The sequence below is a fragment of the Mucilaginibacter sp. SJ genome (assembly GCF_028993635.1).
Taxonomy (GTDB): domain Bacteria; phylum Bacteroidota; class Bacteroidia; order Sphingobacteriales; family Sphingobacteriaceae; genus Mucilaginibacter.
Map to the genome: position 1 here is coordinate 3502917 of NZ_CP118631.1, position 20930 is coordinate 3523846.

The following is a 20930-nucleotide window of genomic DNA, read 5'->3' on the forward strand; positions in this document are numbered from 1 at the left end:
ACCATTAATTTACCGGCGGTTTAATTATTAAGCAGCAGGTAAACTTAAATAAAATGTGGTTCCTGTGCCCATAGTTGTTTCAAACCAAATTTTGCCGTTGGCATTTTCAATAGAGTTTTTGATGAATGCAAGGCCTAAACCCGTTCCGGAGCTTTTGGTGGTAAAGTTTGGCTCAAAGATCTTTTCACGCATCTCTTCCGGAATCCCATTACCGTTATCTTTGATGGTAAGCAGGATATTTTTGCTGGTTACCAGGTAATTGATATCTATGATGCACTTCCTATCCTGAGGGGTGGCTTCAATAGCATTTTTCAACAGGTTATTAAAACAGCGCAAGAGCTGGTCGCGGTCGGCATTGATAATGAACGAGTTTTCTGGTTGCAGATACGTAATCTGCACGTTATCCATCTGTTTAAAAATGGTAACTGCCTGGTTTAACATATCAAAAATATTGATCTGCTCAATGCGGGTATCCGGCATCTTGGCAAACGCCGAAAACTCCGACGCTATCGACGACAGGCTTTCAATCTGCTCCACAAATGACTTGCTGAAACGTTCAAATTTTTGATCAAACCTGGGATCTTTGTCCTTCCATGATTTATCAAGCAGTTGTAAGCCCAGTTTTAGCGGCGTTAGCGGGTTTTTAATTTCATGAGCCACCTGCTTGGCCATTTCGCGCCAGGCGCTTTCGCGTTCGGATTGTGCCAGCCGCTGGGCACTGTTTTCCAGGGCCGATATCATTTTGTTATACTCCTTAACCAATGCGCCGATCTCGTCATCGCGCGACCATTTGATATGTTCGTTCTTTTTACCGTAGATGGTTTTGCTGAGGCTTTGTTGTATAAAGTTTAACGGCGCGGTTATCTGTCTTGCTATAATGATGGCAAATAAGCCTATTGCTATAAAAACAATGGCGTAAACGTTTATCATCACATTAAGCAATGAGCTTATGCGCTCGCGGTAGTCGGTTTCATTACTAAAATAAGGCAACTGGATATAGGCAACCGTTTTGTTTGATGCAGTAAGTGTTACCGGGGCATAGGCCGCTTTATAGCTCAGTTCGCCAATTTTTTCGTCATTTACAAACTCGGTTTTTTGCAATTTGCTCAAAAAGATGAATGCACGGGCGTTCATCCGTTTTGCCACGAGGCCGTTTTCATAAATTTTAGGCTGAGTGGTTAGCAAGGGAACCCCATTGGTATCAAACAAAGTAAGGTCGGTTGCGTAGGTATTGGCCAGCTCATTAAAATGAACCTGGCTCTCCTCATTGAGATGCTCAACGTACTGGGTAAAAAGGCCGTTTTCAAATGCCGATGCTATACGGGTTATTTTATCCCTGATCATTTTTTCCTGCTGGGTATAGTACTGGTTACTGATGGATAAAAAAGTAATAAAGCCAACAAGTACCAGGGTAACCACTACGGCCAGTATCATCGAGATCTGGATGCGGGTTTTATACAATACCTTATCAAAATTTATCCTGAAGTTTATCTTCAGCCCGTCTTCGGCTATATTAAAGATCTTAATGCGGGCCCATGACCATTTTAAAGTGATGATAACCGCGCTGAATATCAGTATGACCACTAAAAAGAAGGTAAGCGAAGTAACCGCATAGTAAAGTGAGTTTTCTTCCCTGCTAACAACAATCAGGTTTCTTTCGCTGGGCCTGTATATCAGGTGATTGTATGTTGTAAAGCTTTCGTACCAGGCAGTGCTGTGGTTTTGAGTGGTTTTTTCGGTGTATTTTTTCAGGTCGCCTTTAAACTCCCTGTTATCGAGCGAGTAAACATAGGTACCGCGCTGGCTCAGCAATTTGTTATCGCTATAAAAGGCGTATGAATAATCTTTAAAGTCATTTTCAGGGCTTATGTTGCCGTCGATCAATAATTCGGGGAAAGCACCTGATAATTGCAGCGGTTTTGATTTAAGCTCAATTACAATAGTGCCCAATTGCTTATTACTGGTATTTACAGGCAGTATGGCAAAGTAATTCTGGTATCCAAACGATTCATTTTCGCGGTAAAAATAGTCGGACACCTTAAATGAACTATATAGCACGAGGTCTTTAAACACACTCAGCGAGTAGTTTTTATCTGCCGAGGTAGGTTCATCATTGGCATCAAATTCATGAACTTTAAACTCGTACTTTGACAGGTAGCCATCAAAATAAAGTTTTTGGAAACGGGTTTTAAGATAATCGCCGTTGTGCAGGCCGTTAGTAAAATAGCGTACTATGGCAGTATCCGTTATAATTTGATTTTCTATCCTTTTAAAAATATAATCGGCCGTAGCATCATCCGGGATCTCCAGTTTTTGCACCAGGGCTTTCCGGGTTTCGTGCTCTTTCAGATCTTCAAAATGATTAAGCTTAATGGCCGCTATCAGGGCGCAAACAAACACGATACCCAAAAATGAAGTGGCAAAAAGCTGTTCTTTATAATAAATAAAACTATATGCCCTTATCAGTACCAACAGTGCCCACAATATGTAAAACAGCGTAAATTCATGAAAATAGGTAAACACGATGGTTGCTATGATAATTCCGGACAAAAACAGGAATAACTGGTGCGTTCGGGGTACGTTAAGCTTCAGACATATAGTTAAAATGATTTCATTGAGCAGGTAAAATATCAAAAAGCTAAAGCACAGCATTAATACCCCCAATATGCTGAACCCCGTTAAGCTGAGCACATTGTTTACATCAAAATTGATTTTTGAGTTGATAACCAGGCCATGAAACAAACGCAATAATGATGTTGACGCCCCAATAAGCGTTAAAATAGCAATAACCACGATAACATAGCCGGCAGTTTTGTTTTGTACATTGGTTAAAAACCTGCGGCGCTGCCTGTACACATAGGCTACAAGCCAAAAAATGACCAGGATATTGATACAAAAATCGCCCAGCGAAGGATAAACCAGGCTTGAGCCATAAAATACCGGATTGAAAATGCTAAGCTTATAAGTAAAATCGGGCAGGTTATAATGCAGGTTAACAAACCTGAACAGCACAATGTACAAAGCAAGGAATATGATGGATAATACCACATACCCTTTTGATGCCACATAATTGCAAATATTATGCATCAGTACACAAAGCGTAATGGCGGTGAGGATCCAAAATGAAAGTTCATAGTAAACAAAATCATTATTGGCGTCATTATTTTTAAGCTTTACCGAAAACAGGTAATCATTATCGCTGCTATGAACCTCATAAACGTTGACATCTGTAAAATCGGCTATATCAATGTTATCATCATCGAGAAGATCCCTGGCAAATTTGTTTTGAAGGTATTTGTTCTGGAACGCGTAATTGATCTTAACCGGAATAAAGAAGATAACGGAAAAATTTCCCTCCGTTTTCCGGAACGTTTCATAATACCCGTTGGGCTGCTTAATAAAGGAATAGCCATCTTTAATGGTATTGGTACTATCGGGCAATACTTTTATGCCACTCCAAAAGCTTAATTTATTATTGGTTAAGGTTATAAACCAAATGTTGTTTTGGGTGGTAAAATTTTCAATAGCATTAATAGCATCCTGCTCATTATTGCGCAGGTTCATCATCTTTTTAAAACGGTCGGTACCGTTAAGCTGCTTATTTATAAACGCTTCTTTGTTATGGAGGTTGTCTTCCAGTATCCGGGCAGACTGCACAAGGCTATTTACGGGCGTATATGTTTTTTGAACAATAACGGCCGTAAGCAGCAAACTAAGCCCCAAAAGGGCAAGCAATAGGCGTATTTTTCCGGAAGTAGTCAAGATGTTGCTATACTATGGATTTTTTGTTTAATACAAGCCTATAACAAAAATAAAAGCCACATGTTGTATGTGGCTTTTAAAAATTATTGCGGTAACGCGGCGCTTGCAGTTTCAACGGTTTTATCAACCTTTTTAACAAGGCCCTGCAGTACGTTGCCCGGCCCCACTTCGGTAAATGAGGTAGCACCATCTTCAAGCATATGCATTACGGTTTGTGTCCACCTAACGGCACCGGTAAGCTGGGCTATCAGATTGTGTTTAATCAGCTCAGGGTCGGTATATGGCTTGGCATCTATATTTTGGTAGATGGGGCATACCGGGGCTTTGATCTCGGTAGCCACAATCGCGGCCTCCAGTTCAACCCTCGCGGCTTCCATTAACGGTGAATGGAACGCTCCGCCTACTTTGAGCTTTAGCGCACGTTTTGCACCGGCTTCGGTCATTTTCATACAAGCCTCGTCAATACCGGCAATGGAGCCCGATATCACCAGCTGACCCGGGCAGTTGTAATTTGCAGGCACAACAACCTCGCTTATGCGCTGGCAAATATCTTCTACGGTAAAATCATCCAGGCCTAAAATAGCGGCCATAGTTGATGGTTGTATTTCACAAGCCTTTTGCATAGCGTTGGCACGTGCTGCTACCAAACGTAAGCCATCTTCAAATGACAAAGCCCCTGCGGCTACCAGGGCCGAAAATTCACCCAATGAGTGGCCCGCAACCATTTCGGGCTTAAAATCATCACCCAAAACCGTGGCCAAAATGGTTGAATGTAAGTAAATAGCAGGCTGGGTAACGCTGGTTTGCACCAGGTCATCGGCAGTGCCTTCAAACATTACATCAGTAATGCGGAAACCCAGGATTTCGTTAGCTTTTTCAAACAGCTCACGTGCTTTTTCTGATTGATTGTACAGGTCCTTGCCCATACCCGGAAACTGGGCGCCCTGGCCCGGGAAAATATATGCTTTCATAGTTTTGGTTTATTGGTTGACTAATTAAGTGAATGGTTGATTGGGTTGATTAGGAGAGTGGTTGTTTTTTGAATGAGCTAAATTTTCACTCAGTCAACTACTCACCTAATCAACCATTCACCCAATCAACTCAGCTTAGATGAAATCAAATTCAAAAACTCGGTCCTGGTTTTTTCTTTCAGGAACTCACCCGTAAAGGCCGACGTGGTGGTTACCGAGTTTTGTTTTTGTACGCCGCGCATGCTCATGCACAGGTGACGGCATTCAATTACCACACCAACGCCTACAGGGTTCAGTGTTTGCTGAATACAATCGCGGATTTCGTTTGTTAAACGTTCCTGCACCTGCAAACGGCGGGCGAAAACATCAACCACACGCGGGATCTTACTTAAACCAACCACATGCCCGTTAGGGATGTAGGCCACGTGAGCCTTGCCAAAAAATGGCAGCATATGGTGCTCGCACATCGAATAAACTTCAATGTCTTTTACTACTACCATCTGGCTGTAATCTTCCCTGAATTTGGCCGAGTTCAGGATCTCTTCTGCATTAAGTTCGTAACCGTGGGTTAAATAAAGCATGGCTTTGGCAACGCGTTCGGGGGTTTTTAACAAACCTTCGCGCTGGGCGTCTTCGCCTATCTGCTTTAACACGTTATGATAGTTACCTTTCAAACTATCAATCCGCTCCTGGTTATAACGATCTATTTTAATATATCCGCCGAAATCGTCATCGTCGGTATCCTGGCTAAATTGTGAGTCGCTCATTTTATAAAATTAACCGCCAAAATACTCGGCAGAATTATTTTCGGTTTCGTACAGCCTCACCGAGTGCAAAAATACGCCTTCGTAAGCCTCAATAGGTCCTTTTAACTGGTTAAAGATCTCAATGCAGAGCAACTCGGTCGATGCCATTTTGCCGGCCATAAAATCAACATCTTTATTGATGTTTTTATGGTCAAGCTTTTCGATAACGTACTCGTTAATAATTATCTTCAGCTCTTTTAAATCGATAAGATAGCCTGTAGCGTGCGTGACCTCTCCCTTTACAGTTACAAACAGGTTGTAATTGTGTCCATGCCAGTTGGGGTTGGCGCATTTGCCAAACACCTCAAAGTTTTTTTCAGCGCTCCATTCCTCACGGTACATCCGGTGAGCGGCATTAAAATGTTCCTTGCGCGTTATATGTATCATCATAACAAATTGGGTGCAAATATACAAAACAAAAACAGGGTAGTTGTTTTATATTAGCCGTCAAAATAATGCAATATGCTTATACTCATTGTTGCAGCTACCAAATTTGAGGTTGAGCCCCTGGTAAACCAATTGGGCAATAAGGTTGATGTATTAATAACCGGTGCAGGCATGGTGCCAACAGCCTTTGGCCTGGCCCGGCAATTAAGCAATCATACGTACGATCTTGTTTTAAATCTCGGCATAGCAGGCAGTTTCGACCGTAATTTCCATTTAGGCGATGTGCTGGAAATAACCGAAGATACCTTTGCCGAACTTGGCGCCCAGGATGATGAAGCTTTTATCCCGATAGATACCCTTGGCTTTGGCGAAAGCGTTTTTTTGCCCACAACATCGCTTGAGCAGGTTTATCCCAACTTTTTCCTAAAAAAGGCAAAGGCTATAACCGTTAATACGGTGCACGGCCACGAGACATCCATCCAAAAAGTACAGCAACGGCTAAGCCCGCAACTGGAAAGCATGGAGGGCGCGGCCTTTTTTTACGCCTGCCGGCAGATGAACATACCGGGCCTACAGATCAGGGCAGTGTCAAATTACGTAGAAAAACGCAACCGAGAGGCCTGGAATATCGGGCTGGCCATTAAAAATCTGAATACATTTGCCATCGACCTGGTGAACCAGATCATTAACAATTAATCTGCTACCCGTATGAAACTAACCCTCGGATTTTCGCCCTGTCCTAACGATACTTTTATTTTTGATGCGCTAATCCACCATAAAATTGACACCGAAGGCCTGGAGTTTGAAGTATTTTATGATGATGTAGAAACACTTAACCAAAAAGCTTTTCGTGGCGAACTGGATATTACCAAACTGAGCTATCACGCGTTTGCTTACGTAACAGATAAGTATGTACTGCTTGACTCGGGCAGCGCGCTGGGCTTTGGGGTAGGACCATTGTTGATTTCGGATCAGGAAATTTCGATTTCGGATTTGGAAAAAGGAGAAATCCGAAATCGAAATTTCGAAATCAAAAATCCTTTGATCGGTATCCCGGGTAAATATACTACAGCCAACTTTTTATTAGGCCTTGCCTTTCCCGAAGCTGCCAACAAACAGGTACTGGTATTTTCGGATATTGAAGATGCCGTGCTTGATGGCCGGATTGATATCGGCCTTATCATTCATGAAAACCGCTTTACCTACCAGGATAAAGGCCTCAAAAAGATCATCGACCTTGGCGATTACTGGGAAAAACGCACAGGCTGTGCTATCCCCCTTGGCGGCATTGTAGCTAACCGTAATTTACCGCTGGATATTCAGCATAAAATAAACCGGGTACTGCGTAAATCCGTGGAGTTTGCTTTTGCTAACCCCAAATCAGGCTTAGAGTTTATCCGCCAACATGCCCAGGAAATGAGCGAAGAAGTGATGTACAAGCACATTGAACTTTATGTAAATCAATACTCAATTGAGCTGGGGGAAGAAGGGCGTAAAGCTATTAACCTGATGTTTGATACCGCATTGGAGAAGGGCATTATACCGGAGGTGAAGGATGGGATATATTTGACTGATTGATTAGGTACAGCAGTAAAGTATGAAGCTATAATGATAAATATTCTACTTGTTTTAATTATATTTGTGTAGCAGGGAGGATTAAATGAAGACAACAAAAATTAAAATAGAGGAACTCAAAACTCCATACATGCCACCAATACCTAAATCATATTCGGTAGAAGAGATTCTGGCCGCTGGCGGTGCTACAGCCTTCGCAAATAAAATGGGTAAAAATCCCGAGAATATCGAAACCGTTCTTGAGGCTTTGCCCGATGATGGCTTTTTAACTGATGAAGATGTCAAAGCCGCACTTGAAATTTTGAGAGAGAAAAGATGAATTTATTGTTTGATACCAACATTTTCATTTTTATATCAAGATATCCCAAACTGAAACTTTTAAGTACAGTCATCAACCCCAATAACCGAAAATTGTATGTTTCTGTTGTTACTATTGCCGAATTACGATCTATTGCACTTCAAAACAATTGGGCAAAAGAAAAATGAGACTTTATTCAACCAATAATAGATGAAAGCTATCAGGTAGAGGCCTCACAAACGCTTGTTAATTCTTATTCACAAATTGACGCCTACTCATAACGTCGCAACCTCATTTCAAGATTATCAATTTGCTACCCCTCGCAATATGGCAAAAATGATTTGTGGATAGCGGCAACCGCCGCACTGCTTGGGTTAACATTAGTAACCACCGATAAAGATTTTGACCATCTTCACCAAATTTTTATGGAGGTAAAACATATTTCACCCCAAACACTTATGCCAAAATAAAAAGGGACGCACCAAAATGTATCCCTGTTTTGTTCATGTTGATTTCAATCAGCTCTCAATACAACAAAGCGTCATACGGATACCTTTCGGTGTGTATAGCCTTCACTTCCTTATAAAGCAAGGCCCTGAACTCCTCCACATTTTCCTTTTTCGTTGCCGAGATAAATATGGCCGGCGCGTTATTCTTGGCCATCCAGCTTTGTTTAAAGTCTTCCAGGGTCAATGGCTCTTCCTGCTGCGGCACATGGTGGTCTTCGGGTTTAAAGGCATCTATTTTGTTAAATACCGTAATGATGCGTTTATCGATAGCACCGATATCTTTCAGGGTTTCGTTAACCGTACGGATCTGATCTTCAAAATTAGGGTGCGAAATATCTACTACATGGATCAGGATATCCGCCTCGCGGGTTTCATCAAGCGTTGATTTAAAGCATTCAACCAAATGGTGGGGCAGCTTACGGATAAAACCTACCGTGTCCGACATCAGGAAGGGCAGGTTCTCGATCACAACTTTCCTCACCGTAGTATCCAGTGTGGCAAACAGCTTATTCTCCGCAAACACTTCCGATTTGGCTATCATGTTCATGATAGTCGATTTACCTACGTTGGTATAACCAACCAGGGCGGTACGCACCAGTTGATGGCGGTTTTTGCGCTGGGTTTCGTTCTGCTTATCTATCTGCTTCAGTTTATCCTTTAGTAAGGAGATCTTATTCAGGATCAAACGGCGGTCGGTTTCAATTTGCGACTCACCCGGGCCGCGCATACCAATACCACCCTTCTGGCGTTCCAGGTGGGTCCAGAGGCGGGTAAGGCGGGGCAGCAGGTATTGTAGCTGAGCCAACTCAACCTGGGTTTTAGCTTGTGCTGTTTGTGCACGACTGGCGAAAATATCCAGGATGAGGTTATTCCGATCCAGGATCTTTACCTGTAGTTCGTTCTCAATATTTCGTAATTGTGAAGGCGAAAGCCCATCATCAAAAATAACTATATCAATTTCTTCTTCTTTAACGTAGGCTTTAATATCTTCCAGCTTGCCCGAGCCAACAAAGGTTGCCCTGTCCGGGCGCTGTAGTTTTTGAGTGAAATGGCTCACCGTTAACGCTCCCGCGGTGCTGGCTAAAAACTCCAGCTCTTCCAGGTGTTCCTTCTCAATCTCGTCGGTTTCATTGGGCGTTATTACGCCCACAAGTACAGCTTTTTCCTGCTTCACAGCAGTATCATAAAATTTTTGTTTCATTAATTACAGTATATCAATCCGAATGCCAGTTAAATAAATGTACGTAAATGGGGCTATGAAATAAAATTTTAATGTCAAAATAACATAAGCGGAGGTAAATTTATGACAGGAGGTTTCATTAAAAAAAATTAAATTAAAATGACTAAAAAAATTTGTTTTTAAATATTCCGGTAATTGTTATTTTTGATTCGATTAAACCTCATCACGATGAACAGGCTTTTATTACTGCTTGGAGCAGCCCTATTTGCGTTACCGGTTACCGCTCAAAAAACCGCCCTTCCCACTAAAATTTTACCCTTTGGCAAAATTGAAATCGCCGACCTTGAAATGGCCAAATGCGATTTTGAGCCCGATGCCAATGCCGAAGTCCTTTTTAACAAAGGCGATGTTTATTACGATAGTTCATTTGACATTAGCGGCGAGTATCACAAACGGATCAAGATTTTTAACGATAATGGTAAAGATGAAGCCAACATCCGTATTGAATATTACGGCGGTAACCGGCTGGAATATATTACCGATGTGCAAGCCGAAACCATTAACCTGGTTAACGGAAAGCCCGAAATAACCAAACTGGATAAAAAACTTATCTATACCCAAGCCATTGATAAGGTACGCAGCGCTATTGTTTTTTCAATGCCAAACGTTAAAGCGGGGTCGGTAATTGAATACAAGTATAAATATCATACCGCTTCGATAAGCAATTTTCCGTCGTGGGATTTTCAGCAAAAAATCCCGGTGCGGTACAGCGAGTTGGATACATCTATTCCCGATCTGCTATATTTCCGCACGGTGAACCACGTTTGGATGCCTTATTCAAAAGAAACCCATAAATCAGATGCCCGCACCATGCCCGGTACAAATCCTTTATCATATAATGATGAAAAAGATTTCAGGGTTATGGAAAACATCCCGTCGCTGCATGATGAGCCATACATGCGCTCATATACTGACAATATCATGTCGTTACAGTTTAATCTTACTTCTGTAAAATCAAGCTATGGCTTTTACAAGTCATATTCAGATACCTGGGCTAAAGTGGGCGGTCTTATTGCCGATGATGAAGATTTTGGCGGCCAGTTAAAACGTAAATTAAAAGATGAAGAGCCAATTATCACCAAAGCCAAAACATTTAAAACTGATGATGAAAAAATAGCTTATGTTTTTAACCAGGTAAAAACCCTTATGAAATGGGATGGTGTTGACCGCTGGTATACAAACGATGGTACTTACCGGGCCTGGGAAAAGAAAACGGGCAACTCGGCCGAGGTTAATATTATTTTATACCACCTGCTTAAGCAATCGGGCATTAAGGAAATCTACCCTATGATTGTGAGCACCCGTGAACACGGAAAAGTGAACCGCTTCAACACTTCGCTTTCGCAGTTTAACCGCGCAGTGGTTTACATTCCGGTGGATAGCACAAAAGAGTATATCCTTGATGCTACAAACAAATACAATTTATATAACGAAACACCCGATATGTTACTGAATTCATCGGGTTTGTATATTGATAAGCAGGCCAACACTTATGATATGCTTTATATTACAAAAGAAAGCCCGGCCAGGCAGGTGGTTATGATCAATGCCGACATTAAGGCGGACAGCAAAATGACCGGAACTGCAGATATCAGCAGCTTCAGCTATCACAAAATAAGCAGTGTTGAACGTTATAAAACCGATGGTGAAAAAAAATATATCGACTATATAAAGGCCAACGACAACAACCTTAAAATATCATCATTAAAAATGAGGGATATGGAGTCAGATACCCTGCCACTGGTACAAAATATAGCTTTTGACCTGGAGCTCACCGGTTCCGACGGAACATATATTTATTTTAACCCCAACCTTTTTACACCTATACGTACCAACCCTTTCCTGAGCGAAAAGCGCGCTACTGATATCGACTTTGGGCACCGTAACAGGTATGAGATAAACGGCACCTACAAAATTCCGGCAGGTTACAAAATTGATGCCCTGCCTAAAAGCATTCGCATGGTTATGCCCGATCAAAGCATAAGCCTTAAACGTTTTATTGCCGAACAGGACGGAATGATTGTAGTGCGATATGTTATTTCATACGAAAAGGCTTTTTACGAAAAGGAAAGTTATCCCGAGTTAAGAGAATTTTACAAACAAATGCAGGATATGCTTACCGAGCAAATAGTACTTAAAAAAGCCTGATCGATAACATGTGTACCCAATATTTTAACAGGCTGCTAATGGTTGCAGCTATACTCATTTTAGCGGCCAAAAGTTATAGCCAGGATAAGAACCTTCCGAAAGAATTTTATATAGCATCAACCATTCCCGATTCATTGAAAGAGGAAGCAAATTCGGTTGTGCGGTATTCTTCAGACGAGGTTACAGTAAAAGCAGCTGGTAAAATGACCATAAAGCATCACGCCATCATCACCGTTTTAAATGAAAAAGGTGATGCCGCTGCCCAACTTGGCCTCGGTTATGATAAAAAATTCAGCAGTGTTGATGATGTACAAATGCTGGTTTATAACGCCGGTGGAACGATGATAAAAAAATACCACAAAAGTGATTTTTATGACCACGCTGCTACTGATGGGATCTCTATTGTAACCGACGACAGGGTGCTGGTCATGGAGCATCCCATATCTGCATATCCCACTACTATTGAGGTAATTTTTGAGGAGGACATGAACAGTTACCTCGATTTGGGCGAATGGGAAATTCAACGGCCCGAGCGGGCAGTCCAAAACGCGGAGTATACCGTCCTGGTCAATCCTTCGGTAGGTTTCAGGTACATGAATAAAAATACTGCCATCAAGCCCGAAAAAACACCTGCCGGAGAGTTTGAAAAATACACCTGGCATGTAAAAAATTTAAAAGCTGTAAAGCCCGAAGACGACGCTGAATCATGGCAGGTTATGCCGCGGATCATGTTTGCAGCAAACTCATTCCAGTTTGGTGGTATTCCCGGCGATATCAGCACCTGGCAAAATTTTGGCAAATGGCTGCAGGCCCTCAATGCAGACGTATGCTCGCTTAGTCCGGAGCGGATAGCCGAGGTTAAAAAAATGACGGCCGACTTTAAAACCGACAAAGAGAAAACGAAGTTCTTATACCAATACATGCAGCAAAACATGCGTTATGTAAGTATCCAGCTCGGCATTGGAGGTTTAAAGCCATTCCCGGCTACATTTGTCGACCAGAAAAAGTATGGCGATTGCAAGGCATTATCAAACTACATGTATGCCTTATTAAAGGCAGCTGATATTCCATCGTATTATGCCATAATAAACGCAGGCTCAAACGGAGAGCCAGCTGATCCTGCATTTCCAAGCGATCCCTTTAATCACATTATTTTATGTGTACCTTTTAAAGGTGATACTACCTGGCTTGAGTGTACCAATATGCAAAAGCCATTTGGCAAGCTTGGCCCATTTACCGAAAACAGGTATGCATTGCTGGTTACCGAAGATGGAGGCAAACTGGTTAAAACTCCGCGCAGCAGAGATATTGACAACCAATTTAATAGCGAGGCGCATGTGGTACTTGACGCGGATGGCGGCGCAAAGGCAACACTTAAAATTTTAAGCACAGGCGAATATCGCGATGATTACCTGGGTATAGCCGCCTTAAAAACCGACGAGCAAAAACAGGTACTGATTAAGATGCTGAACATGAAGCAGCCATCACTTTTTGAGTTCAAGCCATCAACAGATAAAGATGGTACAAAAGAACTGGACATTGAGCTGGAGTACGATAAATTTTGCGATGTATCGGCGGGCAACAAGCAATTTTACAAACCCCGTGTTTTTGATCTGTGGAAAACAACCGTACCCATACTTGAAAAACGGAAAAGCGATTTTTTCTTTGAAATCCCCATGCTAAAAACCTGCGTTACCACTATTGATCTGCCTGCCGGCTTTGAAATTGACGCCCTGCCAACCGATCAAAGCCTTAAATTTACTTACGGTACTTATGATGTTAAGTATGTTTATGACGCAACTAAAAACCAGGTGGTAAGCACTACCAAATTCAATTTAAAAAACCACGTGATTCCGGCTGCCAAATACACCGAGATGCAGGTTTATATGGATGCTATAGCCAAAGCCCAAAATAAAAAGCTGGTGATCCGCCGTAAAGCATAAATTTGCGCCTGATGATATTCAGGCTCGACGAACGTTTAATATTTCCAAAGCCCGATCTGGCCGAACCAGACGGGCTTTTGGCTGTTGGCGGTGATCTGAGCACAGACCGTTTGTTGCTGGCCTATCAAAACGGCATTTTTCCATGGTATAGTGATGATACGCCTATCCTATGGTATTCGCCGCACGAGCGGTTTGTTTTATTTCCGGATGAGTTAAAAATATCCAAATCTATGAGGCAGGTATTACGTTCCGGCAAACAGAAGGTTACTGTTGACACCTGCTTTAACGATGTTATAACAGCCTGCTCAACCGCTCCGCGTGAAGGGCAGGACGGCACCTGGATAGTGCCCGATATGATATCCGCTTATAACCGCCTGCATTTGGAAGGCTATGCCCATTCGGTTGAAGTATGGCAGGATGACAAGCTGGTCGGCGGCCTTTACGGTGTACACGTAGGTGATGTTTTTTGTGGTGAGAGTATGTTTAGCCGCGTCAGCAACGCTTCAAAAACAGCGCTCATCTATCTGTGCAATACAGGCCCGTACAAGCTTATCGATTGCCAGGTACACACCGGTCATCTCGAATCGCTTGGAGCAAGGATGATAAGCCGGGAGCAATATATGGATGTATTGCTAAATAATTTAGTTTGATTAGTTACCTTTGAGCCATATGCAGCAGGTGGTAAATTTAAAGGAAAGGATCATTTTAGGTATCGACCCCGGCACAGCCGTTATGGGTTACGGACTGCTAAAGGAAACCGGCCCTAAAATTGAGCTGCTTGCTATGGGGGTAGTAAAAATGCCCGTTACCGACGATCATATGCTTAAGCTGCAGCGCATCTTTGAAAAAACCGTTGCCCTCATTGATAACTACCACCCCGATTGCCTGGCTATTGAAGCTCCTTTTTACGGCAAAAATATACAGGTGATGCTGAAACTCGGTCGCGCGCAGGGAATGGCCATAGCAGCGGCATTATCGCGCAATGTAGACATCACCGAATATGCTCCCCGTAAAATAAAACAATCTATAACCGGTAATGGCAATGCTACCAAAGAACAGGTAGCCGCCATGCTGCAAAGCCTGCTAAAATTTAAAGAAACCCCCGATTTTCTGGATGCTACCGATGGTTTGGCTGTAGCTGTTTGTCATTCATTTCAGCGGATCCCTACGGGTTCGGGTTCCGGAAACCAAGGCTCTAAAAAATCATATTCAGGTTGGGATACTTTTGTGAAGGATAATGCTAAGCGGATTGTGAAGTGAGACCATCTGATTTTTCCACCTTATTATTCCAAATAAAAAGCAGAAGACTTAAGAAGTTTTGAAAACTTCGTAAGTCTGAATTATAACGAACATTTGTCATGCTGAGTGTTTAAACCCGTGGACTCTGAAGGTGACAAAAGACGGCCTGTCAGTCTGAGCCTGTCGAAGACTCGCGCGCAGAGGCCTGCCCACTATGCTTCGACGGGCTCAGCATGACCCATTTTTTATTTTTGTCATGGGTAACTTGTTTCAGCACCCCACTCGCTAAGCAGCCATGCTAAGCAAAGCGACTACCTGTCCTGTGGGATGCCGAAATAAATTCGGCATGACGATGGAGCATGTTATTTCTCCTTCAGAGACCCGTATTTTAACTCCTACCCATGACGCAGTGGAGACGCGCCTTTACGGCTTCACCACACTCTTCACATACTTATCCACACGTCCATCTTTAATCACCCCTTTCCAGTTTAGGCCGAAACCAAAATCATACTTATTGCCCTGCTCGTCAACATAGCATTTCATATCGTGCGGCACATCCTCAAACTGGGCTTCAACGGCTTTCATATCAACCGGCATTTGTAACGGTAACAACGCGGATGGCTCAGCTTTACCGGTCATGATATCAAGCGAAGCCTGGCCCTGCACACCAAAATCAACAATGATGGCATTGGCATCCTTTTCAAATTCAGCAAAAACCATCGGGTTACTCATATTAACCGATACAATAACCGGTTTGCCTTTCATTTTGGCGTAAGCATCGGTAACCATAGCCAAATCGGTAACATTAATAGCAGTGCTTGATTTACCCTTGTAAGTACGGTTGGTAAACTTTTCCAGTGGATCGCCACCTGCTATACTGGTTGCGCGGGCATCGGTAGCAGTATAGGCACCGTATTGCAGGTTAACCGGTACATATCCTGTTCCGCCATTTTTGGCATCGGCACTGTTATAACCGCCGCCGCTGTTGGGGCTGGCAATAAACACCAATGCATAGTCGGCTTCATCGGGGTTATCAGTCAGTTTAAAATACTTTTTAACAGTTTCCATATTTACAGGATATTCGAATTTTTCAGGTGTCTCCATTCCTAAAAAATTCCTGCCTGCCGGCGTGAATTTTTTAGGAACATACACCGTTTTGCCGCTTTGTAAAGGCAAAATGTTAGCCTTGTTTTTCAACATCACTATCGATTTAAGCTGGGCCTGGTAACCGGCATCCATAAACTCGGGCTTACCAACAACTTGTTTGGAAACTTCAGATTCCAGGTAAGGGTTTTCGAACAACCCTGTCCTGAAAATATTGCGCAATAACCTCACTGCCGATTGCTCAAACCTTGCCCGCATAAATGCTTCGCCATGTTCTTTTATACCAATCTGGTAAGCTTCAACAACCGGGGCAACCTCATTATTACCACCAAACTGATCAACACCCGCCATCAGCACCTTGTAATGGCGTTGAGCAATGGAAAGGCCCTCCACGCCCCATGATTTGCCCGAAAGGAAGGAATCAACCGTAGTTTCATCGCCGGTAACCAGCCAATCGGTACAAACCACGCCATCATATTTGTATTTTTTGCGGAGCAGGTCGTTAATAATATAGGAGTTATAATTGTTGGCCACGTTTTCGTGGTTTTTGATATCCTGGTTGTATGAGATGGTATAATAAGGCATCACGGCCGCAGCCATGCCTGTTTTACCTTGCAGCTTAAATGCGCCCTCAGTAAAAGGGATCAAATGCTGCTTAAAATTGTTGCCCGGATAAACCGCATATTTACCATAAGCGTAGTGCGCATCCCTGCCACCCTCTCCTGCTCCACCACCGGGCCAGTGTTTAACCATAGCGTTTACGCTGTTATAACCCCAGCCATTTTTAATTTCCTTTTCGGCAGCCGAAGTCTGGAAGCCATCGATATATGCACGGGCCATATCAGCAGCTAATTGAGGGTCTTCGCCAAAAGTACCGCTCACGCGCGCCCATCGCGGATCGGTAGCGATATCTACCTGCGGTGAAAGTGCCGTTGAAATACCCAAAGCCCGATACTCCTGCGCAGCTATATGCCCAAAGTTTTTCACCACTTCAGGATCAAAGGTAGCAGCCAATCCAAGCGAACCCGGCCACATGGAAATAGCCCCTCCTGCCCCGGCATTGTATTCGGCTGTTGCCACGGTGCCATGGCGGGGATCGGAACTGTTATTGTTGGGAATGCCCAAACCCAGGCCTTCTACAAAAGCCTGCGCGTTATTATTCCATTGCGCGGCTATTTCCGGGCTTTGTACCGAGGTTACCAGCACATGCCTTACGTTGTCCTTTGCTAAAAATTGTTTTTGCTGATCGGAAAGATCAGACGCTTTGGCACCGCTTTCAGCAAAAACTTTATTGTTATAAGTACCGGCGAATGGCCCGCCCGCTGCCGCCGGGATTGGTTGATGACGGCTGTACAACATCAATCCCGCTATTTGCTCAACATTCATTTTTGAGGCGAGGTCTTTAGCGCGTTCATCCACAGGCAAGCGCCAGTCTTCATACTTATCCAGCTTGCCGTTCTTGTTCAGATCTTTAAAAGCAAAGCCATCGACGGTTAATATTTTTACGCCTGATGTAGTGGAATAGCCCAGGTTTTGTCCGCCGGTATTCGTTACAAAAGCAACATCACCAGCTTTTCTTTCAGCCCACTTATTTTGTGCTATTGCAGCCGTAGCGGGCAGCAGGGCCAGCAGGGTTATCAGTTTAATTGGTTTGGCCATGATCATTCATGATTCGGGTTAAAGAAAAAAGCCCCTGCAAAAAATATTGCAGAGGCCGGGTTGGTTTTACTTTAGTTTTAGTTCTTTTATAGTTTGTTCGGGCAGCAGTGCCTTATTTACCTTTTCAACAGTGATATCTTTGGCCAGGCTAAAAGATGCCGTTTCCTCTATTTTGCGCGATGATGAACCTATTTTCACTTTATAGTCCCCTTCATCAGCTATCCAGGCCTGCCTGTCGGTATAAAATGAAGCCAGATCAGCTGCTTTAATCGCAAACGTTAGTGTTTGAGATTGGCCCGGTGCCAGCAGTTTGGTTTTGCCAAAAGCCTTCAGTTCATCTTCCGGTTTATCCAAATCTTTTTTAGGAGCAGCGAGATATAGTTGCACCACCTCTTTACCGGCAACATCACCGGTATTTTTAACAGTAACCGAGGCAGTGATCATGTTTTTGAAAACCTTTGAGCTTAGTTTCAGATCGCTGAATTTAAAGTTGGTGTATGACAAGCCATAGCCAAACTCATAGGCCGGGCTAACTTTGGCAGCGTCATAATAACGATAACCCACGTAAATACCTTCCTCATAGATAACCTGGGTTGGTTTACCTTCGGGCGTACCGGGGAAGTTATTAGCCGATGGCACATCTTTATAGTCGGCAGGGAAAGTGGTTGCCAGTTTACCAGAGGGGTTTACTTTACCGCTCAGCACATCGGCAATGGCGTTACCTGCTTCCAGCCCAGGCTGCCATGCCAGCAAAATACCGTCAACTTTATCACGCCAGGCGGTAACATCAACCACGCCGCCAATGTTTAATACAACAATCACCTTTTTGCCTTTAGCATGAAATGCATTGGCAACACCGCTAATCAGGCCTTTTTCAGCATCGTTCAAGTAATAATCACTTTCCAGTTTACGGTCGGCGCCTTCGCCCGCGTTACGACCTATCGTGATCAGCGCTTCATCAGCACCGTTAGCTTCGTCGCCCACGATTGCGTTCACATCCATTTCGGGTATTGGGGCAGGATGATCAAAAAAGTTCTTAGGTTTTGGCTGTTTGGCCTTCATATCAGTCAGGTACGCTTTGTAATTATTTGACAGCGTTTCCTGTAATTTGAAGTTTGCGTTCGCCAGGCCCTGCATTAACGAAATGGTATAGGCTTTATTCACATCGCCGCTGCCGGTACCACCTGCAATAATATCATATGAGGTATTGCCGAAAACAGCTATCCTTTTACCTGCACCAAACGGCAGCGCGTGATCGTCATTTTTTAAAAGCACCATACCCTGCGCGGCGGCCTCGCGGGCTACAGCAGCATGACCGGCCAGATCAGGTGCATCAGAATATTTATATTTTTTAAACGTTGGCGATTGAACTATCACATTCAGGATGCGCTCAACGTTGGCATTAAGCTGCTGAGCGCTAAGCTTACCGCTTTTTACAGCGGCTACTATATCTTCTGATTGAGTTGGATTACCCGGCATCAGCAGGTCGTTGCCGGCTTTCATCTGCGCAACGGCATCTTTACCACCAAACCAATCGGTCATGACAAAACCTTTAAAACCCCACTCCTTTTTTAGGATTGTGGTAAGCAGGTCGCGCCTTTCGGATGTAAAAGTGCCGTTCAGTTTATTGTATGATGACATCACCGTCCAGGGTTGTGCTTTTTTTACCGCAATCTCAAAACCACGCAGATATATTTCGCGCATAGCACGCTCACTTACTATAGTGCTGATGGAGTTACGGTTGGTTTCCTGGTTATTGGCGGCGTAATGTTTAATAGAAGTACCTACCCCGTTTGATTCGATACCGTTAACAATGGCAGCGGTCATACTGCCGGCCACTAAGGGGTCTTCAGAATAATATTCAAAATTTCGGCCGCCGAGCGGGTTACGATGGATGTTCAAACCCGGTGCAAGTAATATATCCACACCGTATTCGCGCACTTCGTTACCGAAGGCAACACCTACTTTATTTACAAGCTGTGTATCCCAGGTTGAGGCCAGCAAGGTGGCAACCGGGAACGCCGTAGCATAATAGGTTTTTGATTTATCGCCATTGCGGATAGGCTCGATCCTTAATCCCGCCGGACCATCAGATACCGTGATAGAAGGGATGCCCAAACGTGGAATAGCATGCGTGCGACCGGCAGCTCCGGGTACTTTTTCGGGGATATTATAAGCATCCGGATCAGACGGAGGCAGTTTAAAACCACCTATATCAATAGCTTCGGGCTTTTTACCCTTTACCGGCGGCGGTACCCCAGGCATCTTAAAACCCATCCCTACAACCAGCTTCGATTTTTCTTCGAGTGTCATGGCGGCAACAATCTGTTTTACGTTTGTTGCACTTAGCTGCGGCGCGGAATTTTTGCTTTGAGCATGTGCTGCCTGGTGAATGCCACCGGCAAATAAAACGCATGCTAAAGCAACGTGTAGTTTGTAGCTCGTTCTCATTTTTTAAAATTAAATAGGTTAAAGGGCACTAATTGGCGGTACCACAAGAGTAAAAATCACACTCTTTGTGTCATTATTACACAATAGTAAAAATTAAGTTTTACAATAGCAAGTTTTATCGATGAATAGATAAAGAATACGGGTGGAGAGGAGGAAATGAGACGATGGAGCCTTTCTACCCGTCATTGTGAGCGCAGCGCGGCAATCCCCGACTTTACAGGGCGAATGTGTAAAGCGGCTCTGCTTATTGGGGATTGCTTCGTGCCCACCCATGACAACTTAAAACGGGTGTCATGCTGAGCCCGTCGAAGCATGGTGGGTAGGCCTCTGCGCGCGAGTCTTCGACAGGCTCAGACTGACAGGCCCTCTTTTTTCATTTCACCTTCAGCGTCCATGGATTTAATCACTCAACATGACAAGTTTGAGAAATCAAGCTTCCCGCAGCAGATTAGCTTCGGGTGAAAACGAGCAGAACATGTTGGGAGTGTGCAGTTGCGGGGGCATAGCAAGTTTTTGCAGAAGCATGGGACGAGTGCGAATCGGGGCAAAATAATTGCAGCCCGTGGTTCTGCTGGTTTTGCAGGGCAAAGGCAATGCGGTGGACTTAGGGGAGGGACGTGCGCAAAGAAGCCTTTCTGCTGCAAGCCTTTTTGGTTACTTTTGTAGCGACAAAAGTAACTGGCCCAGCGCGGCCAAGAGCGCTACGATATAGTTCATTACAACAATAGCCTATTACATGCCTGTGGTGGATTGCGTCGTTCCTTATAATGACATATTTGATCTGTTTTGTAATATGGGCGTTGCCTGTGGCCCGCGCTATCCGCTCATACTGCTCCAG

The 20930-nt window shown here is 43.7% G+C and carries 15 protein-coding genes; 8 read left to right on the top strand and 7 right to left on the bottom strand.

Features of this window, described 5'->3' with window-relative positions; genetic code table 11:
* Positions 1 to 27 precede the first annotated feature (27 nt).
* The 4 genes from MusilaSJ_RS14000 to MusilaSJ_RS14015 all read right to left on the bottom strand — a co-directional run bounded on the left by MusilaSJ_RS14000 (position 28) and on the right by MusilaSJ_RS14015 (position 5926).
* A complete protein-coding gene (locus MusilaSJ_RS14000) occupies positions 28 to 3735 on the bottom strand; it encodes an ATP-binding protein (RefSeq protein WP_274985586.1) in 3708 nt (1235 codons plus the stop codon).
* A gap of 110 nt (positions 3736 to 3845) precedes the next feature.
* Complete coding sequence (fabD, locus tag MusilaSJ_RS14005) at positions 3846 to 4733, bottom strand: ACP S-malonyltransferase (protein ID WP_274985587.1); 888 nt, start codon at positions 4731 to 4733, stop codon at positions 3846 to 3848.
* A gap of 125 nt (positions 4734 to 4858) precedes the next feature.
* A complete protein-coding gene (gene folE, locus MusilaSJ_RS14010) occupies positions 4859 to 5500 on the bottom strand; it encodes a GTP cyclohydrolase I FolE (protein ID WP_274985588.1) in 642 nt (213 codons plus the stop codon).
* A 9-nt stretch (positions 5501 to 5509) separates the two neighbouring features.
* Positions 5510 to 5926 (bottom strand): 6-pyruvoyl trahydropterin synthase family protein, encoded by a 417-nt coding sequence (locus tag MusilaSJ_RS14015; protein ID WP_274990455.1) that lies wholly within the window; start codon positions 5924 to 5926, stop codon positions 5510 to 5512.
* 75 nt (positions 5927 to 6001) lie between these two features.
* On the opposite strand from MusilaSJ_RS14015, the gene mqnB reads away from it, so the two are divergent.
* From mqnB to MusilaSJ_RS28100, 4 genes are all read left to right on the top strand, one after another.
* On the top strand, positions 6002 to 6622 hold the full coding sequence (gene mqnB / locus MusilaSJ_RS14020) for a futalosine hydrolase (protein ID WP_274985589.1): 621 nt from the start codon (positions 6002 to 6004) through the stop codon (positions 6620 to 6622).
* Between the two features lie 12 nt (positions 6623 to 6634).
* The gene (locus MusilaSJ_RS14025) at positions 6635 to 7504 is read left to right on the top strand and encodes a menaquinone biosynthesis family protein (RefSeq protein ID WP_274985590.1); all 870 of its coding nucleotides are present in this window, start codon (positions 6635 to 6637) and stop codon (positions 7502 to 7504) included.
* Between the two features lie 82 nt (positions 7505 to 7586).
* Positions 7587 to 7820, top strand: a complete 234-nt coding sequence (locus MusilaSJ_RS14030) for a hypothetical protein (RefSeq protein WP_274985591.1) — start codon at positions 7587 to 7589, stop codon at positions 7818 to 7820.
* A 287-nt stretch (positions 7821 to 8107) separates the two neighbouring features.
* Complete coding sequence (locus MusilaSJ_RS28100) at positions 8108 to 8269, top strand: PIN domain-containing protein (RefSeq protein WP_446725145.1); 162 nt, start codon at positions 8108 to 8110, stop codon at positions 8267 to 8269.
* Between the two features lie 55 nt (positions 8270 to 8324).
* Here the strand turns inward: MusilaSJ_RS28100 and hflX are convergent, their stop codons facing one another.
* On the bottom strand, positions 8325 to 9509 hold the full coding sequence (hflX, locus tag MusilaSJ_RS14035) for a GTPase HflX (protein WP_274985592.1): 1185 nt from the start codon (positions 9507 to 9509) through the stop codon (positions 8325 to 8327).
* Positions 9510 to 9716: 207 nt separating this feature from the next.
* Between hflX and MusilaSJ_RS14040 the strand changes: the two genes are divergently transcribed.
* Genes MusilaSJ_RS14040 through ruvC form a run of 4 tightly spaced genes read left to right on the top strand, consistent with a single transcriptional unit; the run spans position 9717 to position 14899 of the window.
* Complete coding sequence (locus MusilaSJ_RS14040; RefSeq protein WP_274985593.1) at positions 9717 to 11696, top strand: DUF3858 domain-containing protein; 1980 nt, start codon at positions 9717 to 9719, stop codon at positions 11694 to 11696.
* A 38-nt stretch (positions 11697 to 11734) separates the two neighbouring features.
* A complete protein-coding gene (locus tag MusilaSJ_RS14045; protein ID WP_274985594.1) occupies positions 11735 to 13639 on the top strand; it encodes a DUF3857 domain-containing protein in 1905 nt (634 codons plus the stop codon).
* A gap of 11 nt (positions 13640 to 13650) precedes the next feature.
* A complete protein-coding gene (gene aat, locus MusilaSJ_RS14050) occupies positions 13651 to 14289 on the top strand; it encodes a leucyl/phenylalanyl-tRNA--protein transferase (RefSeq protein ID WP_274985595.1) in 639 nt (212 codons plus the stop codon).
* 19 nt (positions 14290 to 14308) lie between these two features.
* Complete coding sequence (gene ruvC, locus MusilaSJ_RS14055; RefSeq protein ID WP_274985596.1) at positions 14309 to 14899, top strand: crossover junction endodeoxyribonuclease RuvC; 591 nt, start codon at positions 14309 to 14311, stop codon at positions 14897 to 14899.
* A 402-nt stretch (positions 14900 to 15301) separates the two neighbouring features.
* Here ruvC and MusilaSJ_RS14060 read toward each other — a convergent pair whose 3' ends face one another.
* Both MusilaSJ_RS14060 and MusilaSJ_RS14065 read right to left on the bottom strand, forming a co-directional pair.
* Positions 15302 to 17647 carry a glycoside hydrolase family 3 protein gene (locus tag MusilaSJ_RS14060; RefSeq protein WP_274985597.1) on the bottom strand — a complete coding sequence of 782 codons (2346 nt, stop codon included), beginning with the start codon at positions 17645 to 17647 and terminating at the stop codon, positions 15302 to 15304.
* Positions 17648 to 17707: 60 nt separating this feature from the next.
* The gene (locus tag MusilaSJ_RS14065; RefSeq protein WP_274985598.1) at positions 17708 to 20092 is read right to left on the bottom strand and encodes a glycoside hydrolase family 3 C-terminal domain-containing protein; all 2385 of its coding nucleotides are present in this window, start codon (positions 20090 to 20092) and stop codon (positions 17708 to 17710) included.
* Positions 20093 to 20930: the final 838 nt, after the last annotated feature.